The organism is Streptomyces sp. NPDC055243, from assembly GCF_044544025.1.
Lineage (GTDB): Bacteria > Actinomycetota > Actinomycetes > Streptomycetales > Streptomycetaceae > Streptomyces.
This window is the reverse complement of record NZ_JBITWR010000002.1, coordinates 337078-354949: the sequence shown is the minus strand read 5'-3', so window position 1 is coordinate 354949 and position 17872 is coordinate 337078. Positions and strand designations below refer to the sequence as shown.

General features: G+C 70.0%; 14 protein-coding genes and 1 pseudogene. 9 read left to right on the top strand and 6 right to left on the bottom strand.

All coding sequences use genetic code 11. The features are described from left to right. Positions 1-91 precede the first annotated feature (91 nt). Together ACIGXX_RS06425 and ACIGXX_RS06420 are read left to right on the top strand one after the other, a co-directional pair. Positions 92-898 carry a helix-turn-helix transcriptional regulator gene (locus tag ACIGXX_RS06425; RefSeq protein ID WP_351159356.1) on the top strand — a complete coding sequence of 269 codons (807 nt, stop codon included), beginning with the start codon at positions 92-94 and terminating at the stop codon, positions 896-898. A gap of 128 nt (positions 899-1026) precedes the next feature. After that, on the top strand, positions 1027-1674 hold the full coding sequence (locus tag ACIGXX_RS06420) for a LysE family translocator (RefSeq protein WP_351158740.1): 648 nt from the start codon (positions 1027-1029) through the stop codon (positions 1672-1674). A gap of 16 nt (positions 1675-1690) precedes the next feature. Here ACIGXX_RS06420 and ACIGXX_RS06415 read toward each other — a convergent pair whose 3' ends face one another. After that, positions 1691-3037 carry a winged helix DNA-binding domain-containing protein gene (locus ACIGXX_RS06415; RefSeq protein WP_399973266.1) on the bottom strand — a complete coding sequence of 449 codons (1347 nt, stop codon included), beginning with the start codon at positions 3035-3037 and terminating at the stop codon, positions 1691-1693. 176 nt (positions 3038-3213) lie between these two features. Between ACIGXX_RS06415 and ACIGXX_RS06410 the strand changes: the two genes are divergently transcribed. Beyond that, a complete protein-coding gene (locus tag ACIGXX_RS06410) occupies positions 3214-4392 on the top strand; it encodes a magnesium and cobalt transport protein CorA (protein ID WP_351158735.1) in 1179 nt (392 codons plus the stop codon). 168 nt (positions 4393-4560) lie between these two features. Here ACIGXX_RS06410 and ACIGXX_RS06405 read toward each other — a convergent pair. The 5 genes and pseudogenes from ACIGXX_RS06405 to ACIGXX_RS06385 form a co-directional block, all read right to left on the bottom strand. Continuing rightward, a pseudogene (locus tag ACIGXX_RS06405) lies at positions 4561-5141 on the bottom strand (ISKra4 family transposase); the annotation flags it as partial. A 105-nt stretch (positions 5142-5246) separates the two neighbouring features. Beyond that, the gene (locus tag ACIGXX_RS06400) at positions 5247-6179 is read right to left on the bottom strand and encodes a hypothetical protein (protein WP_399973263.1); all 933 of its coding nucleotides are present in this window, start codon (positions 6177-6179) and stop codon (positions 5247-5249) included. A gap of 361 nt (positions 6180-6540) precedes the next feature. Next, on the bottom strand, positions 6541-7731 hold the full coding sequence (locus ACIGXX_RS06395; RefSeq protein ID WP_399973260.1) for an LCP family protein: 1191 nt from the start codon (positions 7729-7731) through the stop codon (positions 6541-6543). Further along, a complete protein-coding gene (locus tag ACIGXX_RS06390) occupies positions 7728-9884 on the bottom strand; it encodes a bifunctional polysaccharide deacetylase/glycosyltransferase family 2 protein (RefSeq protein WP_351158727.1) in 2157 nt (718 codons plus the stop codon). Before ACIGXX_RS06390 ends, ACIGXX_RS06395 begins: the two co-directional genes overlap by 4 nt. Next, positions 9881-10252, bottom strand: a complete 372-nt coding sequence (locus ACIGXX_RS06385; RefSeq protein WP_351158725.1) for a hypothetical protein — start codon at positions 10250-10252, stop codon at positions 9881-9883. Before ACIGXX_RS06385 ends, ACIGXX_RS06390 begins: the two co-directional genes overlap by 4 nt. Before the next feature lie 491 nt (positions 10253-10743). Here ACIGXX_RS06385 and ACIGXX_RS06380 point away from each other — a divergent pair, with 491 nt between their 5' ends. The 6 genes from ACIGXX_RS06380 to ACIGXX_RS06355 all read left to right on the top strand — a co-directional run bounded on the left by ACIGXX_RS06380 (position 10744) and on the right by ACIGXX_RS06355 (position 17856). Next, entirely contained in the window at positions 10744-12063 is a 1320-nt protein-coding gene (locus tag ACIGXX_RS06380) for a phytase (protein WP_351158722.1), read from the top strand. Between the two features lie 752 nt (positions 12064-12815). Then, the gene (locus ACIGXX_RS06375; RefSeq protein ID WP_351158719.1) at positions 12816-14342 is read left to right on the top strand and encodes an aminotransferase class V-fold PLP-dependent enzyme; all 1527 of its coding nucleotides are present in this window, start codon (positions 12816-12818) and stop codon (positions 14340-14342) included. A gap of 9 nt (positions 14343-14351) precedes the next feature. Further along, positions 14352-15929 (top strand): hypothetical protein, encoded by a 1578-nt coding sequence (locus ACIGXX_RS06370; RefSeq protein ID WP_399973256.1) that lies wholly within the window; start codon positions 14352-14354, stop codon positions 15927-15929. 43 nt (positions 15930-15972) lie between these two features. Further along, positions 15973-16518 carry a hypothetical protein gene (locus ACIGXX_RS06365; RefSeq protein WP_399973253.1) on the top strand — a complete coding sequence of 182 codons (546 nt, stop codon included), beginning with the start codon at positions 15973-15975 and terminating at the stop codon, positions 16516-16518. 57 nt (positions 16519-16575) lie between these two features. Then, positions 16576-17391, top strand: a complete 816-nt coding sequence (locus ACIGXX_RS06360) for a hypothetical protein (RefSeq protein WP_351158711.1) — start codon at positions 16576-16578, stop codon at positions 17389-17391. A gap of 33 nt (positions 17392-17424) precedes the next feature. Next, positions 17425-17856 carry a hypothetical protein gene (locus ACIGXX_RS06355; RefSeq protein WP_351158708.1) on the top strand — a complete coding sequence of 144 codons (432 nt, stop codon included), beginning with the start codon at positions 17425-17427 and terminating at the stop codon, positions 17854-17856. Positions 17857-17872: the final 16 nt, after the last annotated feature.

Below are 17872 nucleotides of genomic sequence, written 5' to 3'. Positions count from 1 at the left end.
ATTCGTGATGCGGATCTCACCACCCCCGGACGGGGGTGTCCCGAGGTGAAAGGGCGTGCGCGTGACGGCTGACGGAGGCGATGCGGTCGAGATGCGGGCCGCGCTGCTGCGGCTGCGGCGCGGCACGGGCCTGCCGGTGGCCTTCGGGGGCCTCGTCGAGGGGCAGCGGCACGTGCGGATCGGCGAGCTGACGGGCACGGGGACGCGTGCGCTGTGCGGGCTCGCGGTCTCGTCCGGCAACGGCCTGGGTGGCAAGGCGGTCGCGCTCTCGCGCCCGTGCGCGGTCACGGATTACCACGACTCGCGCCACATCAGCCACGAGTACGACTCCGCCGTGGCCGCGGAGGGCCTGCGCTCGGTCCTCGCGGTGCCGGTGGTGGTGCGCCGCAAGGTGCGAGGCGTCCTGTACGGGGCCCTGCGCTCGGCCCAGCCGCTGGGCGACCGCACGCTGTCGGCGGCGGTGGCGGCGGCGCGGGACGTGGAGCAGGCCCTGGTCGTACGTGACGAGGTGCAGGCGCTCATCGTGGCGGCGCGGGAGCCGCAGCCGGGTGCCGGGCCCGCCTGGGAGCAGGTCCGCGAGGCGCACCGTGCGCTCCGGGGTCTGGCCCCACGGATCGCCGACCCGGTGCTGCGGGCGGAGATGCTGGCGGTCTGCGGCCGACTGGCGTCGGCGGCCACGCTGCCGCCGGGCCGTGAGCGGTCGGTGTCCCTCGCTCCGCGCGAGGTGGACGTCCTCGCGTGCGTGGCCGGGGGTGCGACGAACGCGGTGGCGGCGGAGCGGCTGGGGCTGCGGCCGGAGACGGTGAAGGGGTATCTGCGGGCGGCCATGCGGAAGTTGGGGGCGCACACGAGGCTGGAGGCGGTGGTGGCGGCGCGGCGGGCGGGACTGCTGCCGTGATCCCCGGAGCGCCATTCCATGACGGCTCCATGGCGGGCGCTTTGGCGAGCGCTTTGGCGAGCGCTTTGGCGAGCGCCTTACGTCGCGGGCCCGCGACGGATTGAATGGGCCTGGAGGGGGTGATGGGCATGGTGTCCACTGACCGTTTTCTCGCCTTTGCGGCGATGTCACTGCTGGTGATCGTGATCCCGGGACCGAGCGTCCTGTTCGTGATCGGCCGGGCGCTCGCCCACGGCCGGCGCACCGCGGTGGCGACGGCACTCGGCAATGTCGTCGGGTCGTACGTCCTGGTGCTCGCGGTCGCGTTCGGCGTCGGGTCGCTCGTCGAGCGGTCGGCCGCGGTGTTCATGGCGGTGAAGCTGGCGGGGGCCGCGTACCTGGTCTTCCTCGGCGTGCAGGCTTTCCGGCACCGCAAGGAGATGCGGGCGCAGTCCATCGGGACGGCTTCCCCCGCAGAGGCGCGCACCGACCTGCGGACGCTCATGGACGGCGCTCTCGTCGGCGTGACGAACCCGAAGGGCATCGTGTTCTTCGCGGCGGTGCTGCCCCAGTTCGTCGACCGCTCGGCGGGCCATCTGCCCGCGCAGATGCTTCTCCTCGGGCTCGTCCCGATCTGCATCGGTCTGATCACGGACACCCTGTGGGGCCTGACCGCCTCAGCGGCCCGCTCCTGGTTCGCCCGCTCGGACCGCCGCCTTTCCCTGATCGGCGGAGCCGGGGGCGTCACGATGATCGGGCTGGGCGTGACGGTGGCGGCTACGGGGCGGGCGGACTGAGGCCTGCCTCCGCCGGTCAGCGCTCGATAACCGTGCCGAAGCGAATGTCGTACGCGCTCGACCCGCTCATGGGGCCGCTCATGGGGCCGCTCAGCAACCGCGCTGCTTCGTCCGTCAGTTCGTGCCGTTGCGCCTTGGTCAGGGTACCGAAGGGCTCGATGGTGAGGACGGCGAGACCCTTGGCCTCTCCCGCACTCTTGCCCGAGCCCTTGCCCGCGCTCTTGCCCGTACCCGTGACTTTGCCCGTGCTCTTGCTCTCCTCGACGCGCCACACGCCCGCGAGGAAGCCGTCCACCAGGAAGGTGTTGTAGGAGAAGTTCCCCTTCCAGGTGCGGCCCTTGTACTCGGGAGGTACGACGCGGCTGCGGTCGGCGTGCGACAGGAGGAGGTTGTCGAACTCGGGCAGGAGGCGCGCCGGAGCCGGGGTGTCCGCGTCGGGGCGGGGCGCGTCGGGGAGGTCGAAGAGCTCGACGCCGCTCTCGTCGCGGAACGTACGCAGTTGGGGCCGCAGCCGCTCGAACGCCTCCTTCAGCCGCGTCAGGCCCGCCCAGATCTGCATGTCCTTGACGGACGCGGGCCCGAAGGCGGCGAGGTAGCGCAGAACGGTGGCGTCGGGCGCGGGCACCGGCTCGCTCGGGCGGCCGGTCCAGTGCTCGGCGGTGGTGAGCGCGACCTGCCCGCTGCGCCGCCACAGACCGCGCGGGGTGACCTGGACCAGCGGCAGTGAGCAGCGGGCGGCGACGGCGAGCGACTGCGGGTCGGCGTCGGGCCAGCGGGGCAGGAGGATCTCCCGCAGCTGCTGCATGGTCCGGGGCTCCTCCTCGACGGCGGCGCGGGCGATCGAGGCGAGCTCCCCCAGGTCGACGCCGACCAGCCCCTTGCGGAAGGCGTGCAGCTCACGGTCGCGCGCCGCCTGCACCAACGGGCGCAGGGTGAGGGCGTCGTCGGCGGTGTGCAGATGGATGGTGGACCGCATCGTGACGATGCGTACGAGATCGCGCGAGGCCAGCAGCCCCGACAGATCCTCCGGGTCGAACCCTTCGAGCCGGGCGGCGAGCGCGTAGTAGGGCGGCTTCACGTTCTGCGCCTGAAGGCCGAGGAGGTGGGTGACGGCGCCCTCGACGGAGAGGCCAGCCGAGCGGCGCAGGAGGAGCTGACGGTCGAGGGTGGCGCGGTTGAGGGCGCGGGTACTGAGTACGGGGGCGGGGGCGGGGCGCGACTGGGTACTCGCGCGAGCAGCCTTCGGCTTGGCGCTCTTTGTCCCCTGCGTAGCTCCCCGCGTACTCGCCGAACCCGCCGCACTCACCGTCCCCTGCGTACTCGCCGAACCCGCCGCACCCGCTGTTCCCTGCGTCTTCGTCATGCTCCGCACGCTAGCGGGACTTGCGGACACCCGCTGTCCGCAAACGTGTCGAGATGTCGCCACGGTCGCGCCTTTTGGGACGTATATCCTGCGCAGAAGCCGTCAAGACAGACGTTCGACTTCGTCCGACACCAACTGACACCAACCGACCTCACCCGACATCGGAGGCAGCCAACATGGCGGAGCGCCGGCCCCGGCCCGCACCGAGCGCGAAGAGGCACGGCTGGCGGCGCACCATCCCCGCCAAGGCTGCCTCGGCCGCAGGGAACGGGAACGCTGGAATCCCCGAGGCGACGCCCGCGTCCCCCTCTCCCTCCCCCGCACCCGCGGACGCCCCGAGCGTCGTGCAGGCCGCGCTCTACCGGGACGGAGTCCGCGTCGCGACGCCCTCCTCCCTCGCCGACACCTTCCGGGAGCTGCGCGAGCAGCGGGAAGGCATGGCGTGGATCGGCCTCGCCCGGCCGACGGAGGCGGAACTCCTCTCCCTGGCAGCCGAGTTCGACCTGCACGAGCTCGCCGTCGAGGACGCGATGGAGGCCCACCAGCGCCCGAAGCTGGAGCGGTACGGGGAGACCCTCTTCGTCGTCCTGCGCGCGGCCCGCTACCTGGACGCCTCGGAGGAGGTCGACTTCGGTGAGCTGCACGTGTTCGTGGGGCCCGACTTCGTCATCACGGTGCGCCACGGCGCCGCCCCGGACCTGACCGCCGTACGCCGCCGCATGGAGGAGAGCCCGGAGCTCCTCAAGCTCGGCCCGGAGGCGGTCCTGTACGCGATCCTGGACGCGGTGGTCGACGGGTACGCCCCCGTCGTGGCCGGCGTCCAGAACGACATCGACGAGATCGAGACCGAGGTCTTCGGGGGCGACCCGGAGGTCTCGCGGCGCATCTACGAACTCTCCCGGGAAATGGTCGAGTTCCAGCGCGCGACCCGCCCCCTGGTGGCGATGCTGCACTCCCTCATGGCGGGCTTCGCCAAGTACGGCACCGACGAGGAACTCCAGCGCTACCTGCGCGACGTCGCCGACCACGTCACCCACACCAGCGAGCGAGTAGACGGCTTCCGCCAGGCCCTGACGGACATCCTCACGGTCAACTCCACACTCGTCACGCAGCAGCAGAACGCGGAGATGCGGGCGCTGGCGGAGGCGGGTTTCGAACAGAACGAGGAGATCAAGAAGATCTCGTCGTGGGCGGCCATTCTGTTTGCACCCACGCTGGTGGGGACGATTTACGGGATGAACTTCGACGAGATGCCGGAGCTGCACTGGGCCTTCGGCTATCCGTTCGCGATCGGGCTGATGGCAGTGGTCTGCGTGAGCCTGTACTTCATCTTCAAGCGGCGGGACTGGCTGTAGCGGGGAGCCAGTAGGCTTGCTCGACTTCGCGTACGCGAAGGGTTCAGAAGGGCTCTCCCGGCCCCCTGGGGAGAATCTGGGGAGAATGCGCGGCGCTGGGGAGCGGGCCATCACCCGCCGCACGTCATTCGCCGTTGGGTGTAGCTCTCCCCGGGAGACGCCTGCGGTTCAGACCGTGAGGTCGTAGTCGTGCTGGTCAGAGGTGGAATAGAGCCGTTCGTGCTCGCGGGCGAGATGGAAGGCGAAGTAGGCGTCGAGGTCACCGTTGTCCTTCACCGCCCGGAGTTTGAGGACGGCCTCGGCGCCGCTCAGCCCCCACCTTGCCCCGGTGATCTCCAGACGGTCGCCGATGAGATGCCTGCATGCGCCCTCGATCGGGCCGGTGGCGATCGGCCGGCCCTCGGCCAACGCGGTCTCGTGGCAGAGTTGGTCAAGGTGGCCGCCCAGGTACCGGACGCAGGTGGCCGGCCCGCTCCGCCTGCGCGGTGATCTCCGCGGCTGGCCCGGCCGTGGAGGATCGTGGTCAGATGCCCGGCGACCCAGGCTTCGGCTGCCGGGGTGCCGGACCGGTGGAAGCTGTGCGCGGCAGCCCAGACGTACTCGCTGACGTGCACGATGTCGAGCAGGACCTACACGGTGATCCCGCGCCGGTCGGCTTCGGCGCGGATCGGGTCGAGTTGGTGGCGGGCGCCGTCGACCAGGACGCCCCAGGTCCGCACGTGGTCGCGGTCGCGGGCCTGGGCCGCCGCCTCCCGCGCCTCCAACTCCCCGATCAACGACCCCATCAGCGTCGCCTCCTCCACCCACCCGGTAGAGACCCGACCACGCCGCCGCCCCTCATGCGCAGTCGTACGTCAGCCCGCCCGCTCATAGGTAAGGACGGTCTTCGGGTGGTTGCCGATCTTGCGTAGGCGCAGCGGGCCGTCCGAGGACTTCACGTCGAAGGAGTACTCGGTCTCCTCCGGCGGGCAGTTGACGGTCCTGGTGCCCTGATCGAGCTTGAAGTTGCTCATGGACAGATCGTGCTGGTCGATGCCGGAGACAGTGGCGCTGCCCTTGCATCGCGGGCCGGTGCGGGACTCGATGACCACGCGTGCGCGTCTGCCCGACTCGACCTGGTGGAGGGTCAGCTGCTGGCTGCCGTCCCTGGCTCGCCACCGGCCCACGAACCAGGGGTGGATGGGCTTGTACTCCGTGGCCACCTCGGCGAATCCGGAGCCTTTGCGCCAGGTCAGCGTGGTGGTTTCCAGCATGCTGGGATCGACGAAGTCCACTCGGGCGCCACCGTCGCGGATGCGGGCCTTCGGCCAGGCGATGGTGTTTTTGGTCGGGTCGGTGGTCCAGGAGGAGAGGTCCCCGGTGGCGACGGCCGCGATCACCTCTTGCGGTTCTTCGCCGTCCCTGCAGTACACGCCGAAGCCGGCCGCGAGCCACACGGTGTCCCGGTACGCCTTTGCCCTGATGCCGTGGCACGGTTCGGTGCCGGTCTCATAGACCGTCTTCCGGGCGGACCAGGCGTCGTCAGAGGTGTCGCGATGCTGTGCCTCCAGGCCGCGGCGAGTGAAGCGGAGGGACACCTGCCGGCCGTCGGACAGTTCGAGGACGGTGTGGTCGTCGTCGTCCTCGACGACCCGTGAATCAGGCTTGTCCTCCGGTTCGCGGTGGGACTTCGTGTGCTTCGCGCTGCTGCCGGACGGTCCCCTGACCGATTGCTCGGCGCAGCCGCCGACGGCTGCGCCGAGCATCAGCACCGCTACCGCCCACGCCGCTGCGCTCTTCGTTCTCATGCCGTGTCAGCTCCCCTGTACGCCGTGCCGCGATGCCCGGGCCGGTGGGTGGCACGAACTCGGCGATGCTAGTCGGTGGGCGGCCCGCCCCGCTCGACCCCCGGCACGGTGCGGCCCCGGCGGTTCCGTCACTCGTCGACGACGGCGGCGACCGCACCCGGGCCGCCGCCTCCCGCGCCTCCAACTCCCCGATCAACGACCCCATCAGCGTCGCCTCCTCCACCCACCCGGTAGAGACCCGACCACGCCGCCATCACCCACAACCACGATCTCCCAGCTCAAACCATCGGGGCCGTCCCCGGAAGGGCGCGCATGCGTCACCGCGCCGCCCACCAGCCGTTCCCGAGTGCTCATGCCACGCTCACCGGCGGGACGTCTTCCCCGTCTCCGTCACCCGCCGGTCCTGCCGCAGGTCGTCGAAGAGCCGGGCCGACCTCTTGGCGTCCCACTTCAGTACGTTGCCCTTGGACGTGGGGACGCCGAAGCCGGACACGGGCACGTTGATCTGCTTGCCCCGGCCGCCCGCGACGCTCTGCACGGCGCGGAACATCCCGCTCAGATCGCGCAGGCTCATGTCCTTGTCGACGATGAGCGTGTCGAGCCCGGCCTCCACGGCCGGAGCGATCTCCCGCGGGTCGAGGAGAGTGTCGGGCCTGGCGGCCTGGTGGGCGAGGGTCGACAGAAACTTCTGCTGGTTCCTCGACCGGCCCAGGTCGCCCTCCCGCTCCTGGTGGCGCTGGCGGACGAAGGCGAGCGCCTGCTTGCCGCTCAGGGTCTGACATCCCTTGCGCAGGTCGGCGCCCGACTGCTTGTCCTTGATGTCCCGGTCCAGGCACATCCGTACGCCACCGATGGCGTCGACGATGTTCACGAACCCGGCGAAACCGATCTCCGCGTAGTGGTCGATGCGCAGCCCGGTGTTCTTCTCGACGGTGTGCACCAGGAGTTCGGGGCCGCCGTAGGCGAAGGCGGCGTTCAGCTTGTCGCCCTCGGGCCGCTTCGTCTTGCCCGTCGTCGTGTCGAGGCGGCCGGGCAGGGTGACCCAGGAGTCGCGCGGCAGGCTGACCATGCTGGTGCCGTTGGCCCCGGTGTGCAGCAGCATCATCGAGTCGGTGCGCCGCCCGCCGCCCCCGCCCGCGCGCAGGTCCTGCACGGCGTCCGGCGAGAGCCCGTCGCGGCTGTCCGAGCCCACGATGAGGTAGTTGGTGCCCTCGCCGGGCGGCGGACGGTCCCCGTACGCGCCCAGGTCGACGTCGCGCTGGAGCCGGGTCTCGGCCCAGCCGTACGTACCGCCCGCCCCGGCGACCACGACGACCAGCAGCACGAGGACCGCCCGCCGCAGCCTCCTGCGCTTCTTCGACGTCCGGGCGTGGGCGCGCCGGGGCCCGTAGCGGGAGCTGGGGCGGTCGGCGAACGGCACACGCGCTTCGGTGCCGCCCCCCGGGGTCGCGTCCTGGGCCTCCCCCGCGGGTTCCGGGACATCCCCCGCGGGTTCCGGGACATCTCCCGCAGGCATGGTGCGTCCGGCCCGCTGGTCGAGCGGGTCCCTCATGGTCGACTCCCTCGGTCATGTTCCAGGTCCGACGCGCGCTCACGCGAAGGCAGCTCGTCCGGCGGAGCTCCAAAAGCCCTGGCGGACGCCTCCGCGGGCGGCGTTTCCAGCAGATACGGATCGGCGGTCCCAGTCCGTTTCATGCTGTGCCACTTCAGACGGGTGCCGAGCAGCGCCGTGGTCACGGAGTGGATGACCACCAGGTACATCAACTGCCGGTAGACGAACTGCTGGAGCGGCAGCACCCACAGCACGCGCAGCCGTTCGCGGTCGAGCCGCAGCGCGTACGCGGCGGTGAACACCTGCACGGCCAGGAAGCCGAACCAGACGAGTCCCGCCTCCACGGGGTCGCGGAACAGCACCCCGAACAGGGCGAACATGTCCACGACCGGCGCGCACAGCGGCAGCACGATCTGGAACAGGGTGACGTAGACCAGCACGCGACGCCCGAAGCGTCCGCCGGGGCCGACCTCCGTCACCGCCCGCCGGTGTTTCCACATCGACTGGAGGGTGCCGTAGCACCAGCGGTAGCGCTGGCGCCACAGCTGCCGCACGGTGCTGGGCACTTCGGTCCACGCGACCGCCGACTCCTCGTAGACGACGCGCCATCCCGCCCGCCAGAGCGCCATCGTCAGGTCGGTGTCCTCGGCCAGGGTCTCGTCGCTGACGCCGCCGACGCCCATCAGCGCGTCCCTGCGGAAGGCCCCGATCGCTCCCGGCACCGTCGGCATGCACTCCAGGACCTCGAACATCCGCCGGTCGAGGTTGAAGCCGAGCACGTACTCCAGGTGCTGCCACTTGCCGAGCAGGCGGCGCCGGTTGCCGACCTTGGTGTTGCCGCTGACCGCGCCGACCGCCGGGTGGGCGAGCGGCTGGACGAGGCGGGCAAGCGCCTCGGGTTCGAAGATGGTGTCCGCGTCGACCATCACCACGATGTCGTACCGGGCGTGCGCCAGGCCGGTGTTGAGGGCGCTGGGCTTGCCGCCGTTGGGCTGCCGGATCACCGTCACCCGGGGGTCGTCGATGTCCTCGGCGATGTCGGCGGTGGCGTCGGTCGAGCCGTCGTCGATCACGATGATCTGGAAGTGCGGGTGGGTGGAGGCGAGCAGCGAGTACACGGTGGAGGCGATGCCGGCCTCTTCGTTGTACGCGGGAACCAGCACCGTCACCGGGTCCCGCACCTCGCGCAGCCGTGGCGCGCCGGGCCGGTAACGGTGCAGCCTGCGCACGTGGAGGCGGGCGAACAGCGCGAACAGGAGCATCCGCAGGACGCCGAGCACGCCGGTGAGGGTCAGCGTCCACACCATCACGGTGAGGAGGCCGTGCCCGAGCCGCTGCGACCAGATCAGGCCCTCGCCCTTGACCTCCTCGGCGACCGGGACCTCTTCGAGGAACGAGGGGCGGCCCAGTCCCCCGCTGACGGTGGTGAACCACTTCACGTCGCGGTCCCGCAGCAGGTCCTCGGCCTCGCGGAAGCCGAGGTCGGTCTGGCTGTGCTGCGTCACCACTCCCCGCGCCGGATCGCGGTCCTTGCGGTCCGAGGCGACCACCAGGTATCCCTGATCCGCCGCGCGCTTCGCGGCCGGCCACTGCACGCCGCAGAGCGTGTCCGCGGCCGTGGTGTGCGGCAGCCGCAGCAGGCTGGTGTTGACGCCCGCCGCGCCCGCGAGAGCGGTCTGGGTGAGCGACAGTTCGAGGCGCGCGCGCAGCGGCGACGCGACACCGAGGTCACCGCCGCTGTAGGTGTACGAGCCGATCTCGTGGCCCTCGCGCACGATCCGCCGCAGCAGCCCGGGGTGCCGGGCCGCGTCCTTCCCGTAGACGAAGAAGGTCGCCCGCGCGTGGTGCCTGCGCAGCAGGTCGAGCAGGCGCGGCGTCCACACCGGGTCGGGCCCGCCGTCGAAGGTGAGCGCGACGGTCCTGGGCGGCATGGCCGCGGTGGCGACCCCGTTCGGGCCGAACCGCAGCAGCGGCTTGCCGTCGTCCGCCTCGCGCGGGATCGGCCGGGTGCACGGCGGCTTGGTGCGGGCGGCGTCGACCTGATGGGTGGTCCAGCCCTCGAAGAGGAGGGCGACGGTGACCACGAGGAGGACCAGCAGGAGGACGATCCAGTGTCCGCGCGGTGGGCGGCGGACGGCGGAACCCCGCCTCACTGCCTCAGGCCTCCGGCCGGCGGGGCCGATCTGCCGGTGTCCGGGCCCGAGGGCGCCGGTGCGTTCGTACTCGGCGGGTGGGTGCCGACGGGCTGCCGGAGGCCGCTGATCAGCGCGCCGACGAACAGCAGGTACCCGACGCAGGCGCAGCCCACCATCAGCGCCAGGCCTTGCAGCGCCCGCCGACGCCAGCCCGACTGGTCGATGAAGACGGGAAGTTGGGGATCGGCATCGTCGGGACGCCGCGTGGCCGGGGTCGCGCGAGGTGCCACCGCGGCCCGGTCCGACATGCGCTGCGCGACGTCCGGGTGCACGGACGACCATCGCCCGTGATGCGGTGTGCTGGCTATGTGGGGGGTGCCCTGCACTGGTGCTCCTGATCTGCGGCCGCGCACGCGCGACTCTTTGTGTGGGGGGTACGGGCCCGGGGGCCCGCCGCACTGCACGTGAGACGTCAGGAGCCGCATCCCGGTGCCCTTCCCGGGTGGGGCCGGGAAGGGCCACGTACGCATGTGCCCTCACAAGGGCAGGCAGGCCAGGCTGCGGCCATCGGCCGTCACGCAGCCCCCGACCCTACTCGGGCGGACGGCGGTGGTCATCCGGGTAGTGAGCAACGCCTCCCCGAAGAGCCGGCTGCGCTGGAGATGGCGCTGGGTGCACGCACCCTGCGCCATGGAGGGAAGCTCGCGGAGGCCGGGAGCCTTGACCCGCGGAGCGAGGAACCTCGAACGGACGGTGCCGCACCGTCCGTTCACCTCGTGGTCCGCTGCCCGACGGCATATCTGCCGGAAAGCCTTCACGGCAAGATCACAGGGTGGAGGCTGTCATGGAGTGCCCATGACAGAGAGGATTCCCCTTCATGGCCAAGTCCCGCAGACACCGGCCCGCTTACGGCCGGCTCGCCCTCGTCGCGGCCCTCGTGTCGGTCGCCGCGACCGTGCCCCTGAGCTCCGGCGCCCTCGCGGCCACCGCGCTGCCCGCCGTCCAGCCGCGCGCCGAGACCCCCGCCCTGCACGACGACGCCGCGGGCGGCGACGCCGACGCCGACGACCCGGCGATCTGGCGCAACTCCGCCGACCCGGACCGCAGCCTGGTGGTCGCCACCGCCAAGCAGGGCGGGCTGCGCGTGTACGATCTCGCGGCGCGCGAGGTGCAGTCCGTTCCGGCGCCCGCGGCGCCCGGTCCTGACGACGCACCCGGCCGCTTCAACAACGTTGACCTGGTGCACGGTCTGCGCCTGCCGTCGGGCCGCGCGGACCTCGCCGTCACCAGCGACCGCGGCAGCGACCGGCTGCGCGTCTACCGCATCGACCGCGACCGCTCCGGCGGTCCGCTCACCGACGTCACCGACCCGTCCGCCGCGCCCGTCTTCTCGTCCTCGCAGGAGGAGATCAACGAGCAGCGCACCGCGTACGGCCTCGCGACGTGGACGGACCCGGCGTCGGGCCGGTCGTACGCGGTGGTCAGCCAGCGGGAGCGGACCCGCGTCGCGCTCCTCGAACTGACCCCGAAGAGCGACGGCACGGTCGGCTACCGCAAGGTCCGCACCCTCGACCTGCCCGCCAACTTCCGTCTGCCGAACGGCACTTCGTGGGCACCGTGCGGTGAGCCCGGCGAGCTGCCCCAGGTGGAGGGCATGGTCGTGGATCCGGCCAACGGCACGCTGTACGCGGGCCAGGAGGACGTCGGCATCTGGCGGCTCCGCGCCGACCTGACCGGCAAGCCCCAACTGGTCGACAAGGTGCGGGAGTACGGCGTCCCCGGGACGTACGACCCCGCCACCGAGGAGTGCACCGCGGGCACCGACCCCGGCTACGGCGGCAAGCGCCTCAAGGCCGACGTCGAGGGTCTGACGCTGCTCGACGAGGGCGACGGCAGCGGCGACGGCTACCTGCTGGCCTCCAGCCAGGGCGACAACACCTTCGCCGCCTACGACCGCGAGGTGTCCGACCAGAACGAGTACGAGGGTGGCTTCCGCGTCACGGCCGCCTCTTCCGTGCTCGACGGCTCCGAGGAGTGCGACGGCGCCGCGGTGCTCAACGAGCCGCTCGGCGACAGGTACCCGAACGGCCTGCTCGTCGTGCAGGACGGTCACGACGCGCCCGGTGACGCCGAACGGCCCTCCACCGACTTCAAGTTCGTGGACCTGGGCGACGTGCTCGACGCCGTCGACGACTGACGCGACAGACCATCGCCGGAACGGCCGGCGGGCACAGGGTGGCGGTCCCATGGACCGCCACCCTTTTCCTTTCCCGTTCAAGTGAAAGGGCGATCAATTCACACGGACGACCATGGCCAGAATTTCACCCGGACGGAATGAGACGCTCCCCCCGCCCGGAACACGTCGAACTCGTCGGACACATGACAATGGCAAGAAGCCGACGCCCCTGACCGGATCCCGTCGGCGAATCCACCCTTCGCGCCTTGCGTGACCTGGAATCAGAACACCGGGCCCCTGTCCGAAAGGTGCGGACGCCGCTCGACGGCCGAGGTACTTGTGAATACGGATGTGGCCAAGCGCCATTGACGGCCCGTCAGGCGGTCCGCGCTGTTTTTTGGACAGACCATTGAAGAGAGTCACCTCTTCGAAACATATGGCTCTACGGTTGCTTCACGTGGGGGGAAACACGAGGGGTACGAGGGGGGAGAAGCCGATCGTGTGGGTGTGGCGCGAGAACCGGGGGGTCCGCGCCGCCCTGTAACACCAAAGGCTGTTCTTTCCAGGGGGTTCTGTGCGGCTGCCACCGACCGGGCGCCGCCGGAGCAGATGGTGCCGTCCGGCTTGACCAGCCGGGCCGACCCATCGAAATCGAATCGGTATTCGAAGTCCTTCTGCCCGTCGGCATGCTCGAAACACCGGACTCTGCGCAGGTCGCGTCCGCCCCACACCTACATGTCGGGCAACACAGGGACTTTCCGAAGGAGACCCCCGTGACGGAATCTCGGCCGCACAATCCCGCCTCCGACGGGAGCGGATTACTGCTCGAGGCGTTCGACGCTCAACTGTTCCGGGAAACCTCCGAAACGGCTCTTGCGAAGCTGGAGAAGCACCTTTCCGATCTCTCCATCAGGGGTCTCGAACTGACCGATCCTGCCCGGTTGTCGGAGGCGGCGAAAGCCCTGATGACGACGGAGCGCGAGCGGGTCGCGGCGTTCGACGAGGAGAAGCTCGCGGGGATCATCGACCTGTACATCAGGACCGGCATCCAGGTGCACTCGCCCGGGTACATGGGCCGCCAGTTCTCGGGCGTCGTGCCGCTCGCCGGCGTCATCGACTTCGTCAGCTCGGTGGTCAACCAGCCGGCCTCGTTCTACGAGGCGGCCCAGTTGCCGAACGCGGTGGAGCGGATCATGGCTGACGAACTGAACCGGTTCATCGGCTGGGATCCGGCCCGGTTCACCATGGTGACCACGTCCGGCGGGTCCCTGGCCAACCTCACCGCGCTCCTGGCGGCCCGCAACCAGAAGCTGCCCGGCTACTGGTCGGAGGGCGGCTCCGGCCTGCGCGGGCAGCCGCGGCCCGCCATCGCGGTGGGCTCGGACGTGCACTACAGCGTCGCGCGGGCGGCCGGTGTGATGGGCATCGGCGAGGCACAGCTCGTGCGGCTGCCGCTGAACAGCCGGGGTCAGATCTCCGTGGCGGACGCCCGGCCCGCCCTGGAGGCGGCCGAGCGGCAGAACCTGAAGGTGTTCTGTCTCGTCGCGTCGGCCGGCAGCACATCGGTGGGCGCCTTCGACCCCATCGACGAACTCGCCGACCTGGCCCGGGAGAGGAATCTCTGGCTGCATGTCGACGGCGCCCACGGAGCGAGCCTCCTGGTGTCGGAAACCCTCCGCGAGAAATTGCGGGGAATCGACAAGGCGGATTCCCTGACCTGGGACGCGCACAAAATGATGTTCGTGCCCGCCCCGTGCACGATGCTCTTCTACCGGGACAAGGAGGCGAGCCTCACCGCGTTCCGGCAGAAGGCCAGTTATGTGTTCGACGAGGAGCCGGACATATACACCGCCTACGACAGCGGGGGCAAGAACTTCGAGTGCACGAAAAGGCCGATGATCATGACCCTGTGGTCGCTCTGGGCCATGTACGGACCTGCCTTGTTCGCGGAGAAGATCGAGTATCTCTGCCAATTGACGGAGGAGGCCCACGGCATCGTACGGGCCGAGCCCGACTTCGAGGCAGTGCACCGTCCGGAGGCGAACATCCTGTGCTTCCGATATCACCCGGCCGGGATCAGGAAAGAGGATGTCCACCGCCTCCAGATCGCCATTCGCAACAGCGTGAAGCTCCGGGGAAACTTCTTCATCTCAAAGGTGAACGTCGATGGGGTGGCCGCACTGCGCGTGGTCATGATGAACCATCAGATCACCGGCGAACACTTCCGGATGCTGATCTCCGAAATCAGAAGGACAGGCCAGGACCTGCTCAGCAGTAAAACGGGAACAGAAACAGCTTAGAGGGGACGGATGTTGAGTACATCGCATGTTCCACAGGCCGACCACGTTCCGCCGACCGCACTGTCGCCCGGTGGCGCCCGCGAACTGGCCAACTGGCTCATCCCGGACTGGGAGTTGTTGCCGGAAGCAGTCGAAGCCGTAACCGCGCTCCCCTCGTTCGCCGACAAGTTGCGGGAATGCGAACGCGTCTGCCAGACACCGTACAGCGAGATTGCCCATGAGGTTCAGGAAGCCGTCGTCCTGCGCCGGCTGCAGCAGATGGTGAACACGGCGATGCTCAATCCGCTGTGGCGCGACCGCCTGCGCAACGCGGGGACCGTGCACGCCCCCGAGACGTACGAGGCGTGGCAGCGCATCCCCCTTTCGGACAAGGACATCCAGCGCGACTTCTTCATGGAGTCGCGCCCCGGCATGGTCGTGCCCCTGACGCGCGGCGCGTTCGAGGTCGTGGCCAGCGGCGGCACCAGCGGCGGGCGCCCGCTCGAAGTCGTCTACTCGCTGCGAGAGTTGAAGGACACGTACGAGATCGCCGGACGCTTCATGGGCACCTATCAGCTCGACCGGTACCTCGCGGGCACCGACCCCAAGTGGCTGTTCACCACGCTGGCCGACTACCAGATGTGGAGCAGCGGCACGATGGTGGGCGGCGTGCTCCAGCACGTGCCCGGCGTCAACTACGTCGGCGCGGGCCCCGTCACGGCCCCCGTCCTGGAGCACATGTTCTCCTACAAGGGCCCCAAGGCCCTGATGGGGATCTCCGCCGGCATCGCCATCCTGAGCGAGCTCGGCGCGGGCATGCGCAGGGAGTCCAGGGAGAGCTTCCGTGTCGCCCTGTACGGCAGCGGGGTACTCTCGCAGCGCAAGCGGGTGGAGCTGCAGGCGCTGTACCCGAACCTGGCGATCCTCAGCTACTTCGCCGCCACCCAGGCGGAGACCATCGGCCTCCAGCTGGACCCCGGGTCACCCGACCTGTCGGCGGTGCCCGGCCTGCACTTCATCGAGATCGTGGACGAGAACGGCCGCTGGGTGGCCGAGGGCGAGGAGGGCGAGCTCGTCGTCACCCGGCTGCACGCCCACGAGGCGCCCCTCCTGCGGCTCAAGCTGGGCGACCGGATGATCCGGCGGCCCCGGACCGAGGGCCCCGGCCTGAAGACGCAGCGGTTCGAGTTCGCCGGCCGTACCGGTGACGTGCTGCACATCAACGACAGCCAGTACTCAGCCGCCCGCGCCTACGCCGCGCTGCGCGACGAGCTGAAGGCGGTCGAGGCGGTGGACCTGGACGCGGTGGCCCACGAGGTCCAGTTCGTGAACAACCGCGAGGGCAGGACCATCACGCTGTTCGTCTCGGTCGACGACGTGCTCGGCATGACGTACCGGACGGACACGGCCCTCGGCCCCTACGGCGTCCAGCAGGTGTTCGTGAACGCCCTGCCGCGTTCCCTCTCGCTGTTCAACCACGGGGAGGCGAACCCCGCGTCGATCGAGAAGACCGGTTACAGCTTCCAGCTCAAGTTCGTGCCCCGGCTCTCGGCCGAGATCGAGCGGACGGCCGTCGGCAAGGTCCCGCTGGTGCGGGACCGGGGCTAGCGCCTCAGCGCCAGGCACCACCGCGCCTAAAGGAGGAGTGAGGATGAAGCATCAAGTCAACATCATCGCGGTCGTCGACGTCATCGGAGCGCTCTCGGGCAGCACACTGCTCGACGGCAACCTCTGCATGATGGACGACGGCGGCCACAACAGCGCCCATCAGGGGACGCCGAACCTGTGCACCGTGGTCAGGCCCGGCCAGGTCGTGTCGTGGACCGCGCTCGCCGTGGACCTGCAGACGCCGGTCGAGATCAAGAACATCTCGTTCGTGCCCGCGAACGGGGGTCAGACGCAGAGCCGGACGCCGGGCCGGCAGCCCGACCAGCAGCCGGGCCAGCAGCCCGGCCAACCCCACGGCCAGCAACCCCACGGCCAGCAACCCCAGGGCCAGGCCCACCCGCAGGGCACCCAAGGCGCCCAGGGCGGCAACCACTCCGAGGGCGACAAGCTCGACCTCGACGTCTGGACCGGCGTGGTGCCCAACTGGCTGACGCCCGGAGTGGCCTACCAGTACCGCCTGGAACTCCAGATGTACGAGGGCGAGAACAGCGTCATGCACGTCGACACACCCGCGTTGATGTGTCAGTAGCAGCCGGAGCGCGACGGCAAGGGCCGGGAATCAAGTAGCGGCGACAAAGGCGGAATCATGCCCCAACAATTGGCGATCATCGTGCTCGTGGACGTCGGCAGTGCGCTGGAGTCCGAGTCACTCGAAGGCAACACCTACCTCTTCGACAACATGAAGCTCCAGGGCTCCACGAATCAGGGAACCGGTGAGCTCGTCACCGCGATCAACGGCTCCTACTGGAGGGACGGATCGCAGGCCAGCGAGCAGGTGCTCAACTGGCTTCCGTACAGCCTCGGTTCCATCCCGCCCACCGTGCCGCGCGGTTACGAGTTCGACCGGGCGCGGCAGACCGACGAGCAGGCCCTGGCCGAGCTCCAGGACCTCGCGAGCAAGTCCTCGGTCGCCGGCACCGACCAGACCGAGCAGCTGAGCCAGGTCCGCAAGACCGTCGGCGCCCGCGTCAAGACCACGCGGCGCACGCGCGGCCGTCTTTCCGGGCAGAAGATCCTGGACGTCACCGGCAAGGTCCTCACCGAGGACAACACGGCGGCCTACACCTACCCCGCGCCGGTGATCACCGACATCTACGGCGAGGCCGTCGACTCGAAGATCATGTATCCGGCGGAGTACGGCTCCCCCGACCTGGTCACCGACGGCTGGTACTGGTCCGCGACCGTCGACACCTCGCGGCCGGGCACCTACTCGTACGTGATGCGGATCCAGCTGCACAAGCTGGTGGGGCTCAACGGCGAACTGCGGTGGGAGGCGGTCAACCTGGTCTGCCCCTCGGCCCTCAAGATCACCTCGGAGCCCCGGCGGAACGCCTTCACCAAGGCGGGCATGGGCATGCTGCCCATCCCCCCGGACGCGGCGTCACACCCCGGCACCCCCTGATCCCGCACGGACTTCAGTCAGAAGGAGGAGCAGATGACCACCACGCCCAGGCGGCGGGAGAACAGTGCCGCGAAGCGGCCCGTCTCCATCACCGCCGTTGTGGACTGTGTGGGCGCCCTGGCAGCCGGCAACATGCAGGGCCACCTGTACATGTACGACACGAACAAGTCCGCGGGATCCACCGGCTTCGGCACCGAGGAGCTCCAGACGCACGTGCGCAAGGGCGACCAACTCCTCTGGAACGCACTCGCGTTGGAGTGCGAGGCGTACGTCGCCATCGACGGCATCGTGATCGACAGCTCCATCTGCGTGCCGGAGCGGAAGGTCTACCCGGGCACCGACGTCGCCTACTGGATCGGCACGGTGAAGAAGGACGCGGCCAACGTCACGTACCAGATCAAGTTCAAGCTCGGCACGAGGGACGAACCGATCGCCACCACTCTGTCGTCGTCCCTCGTCGGCTAGGGCCGGGCATGACGGC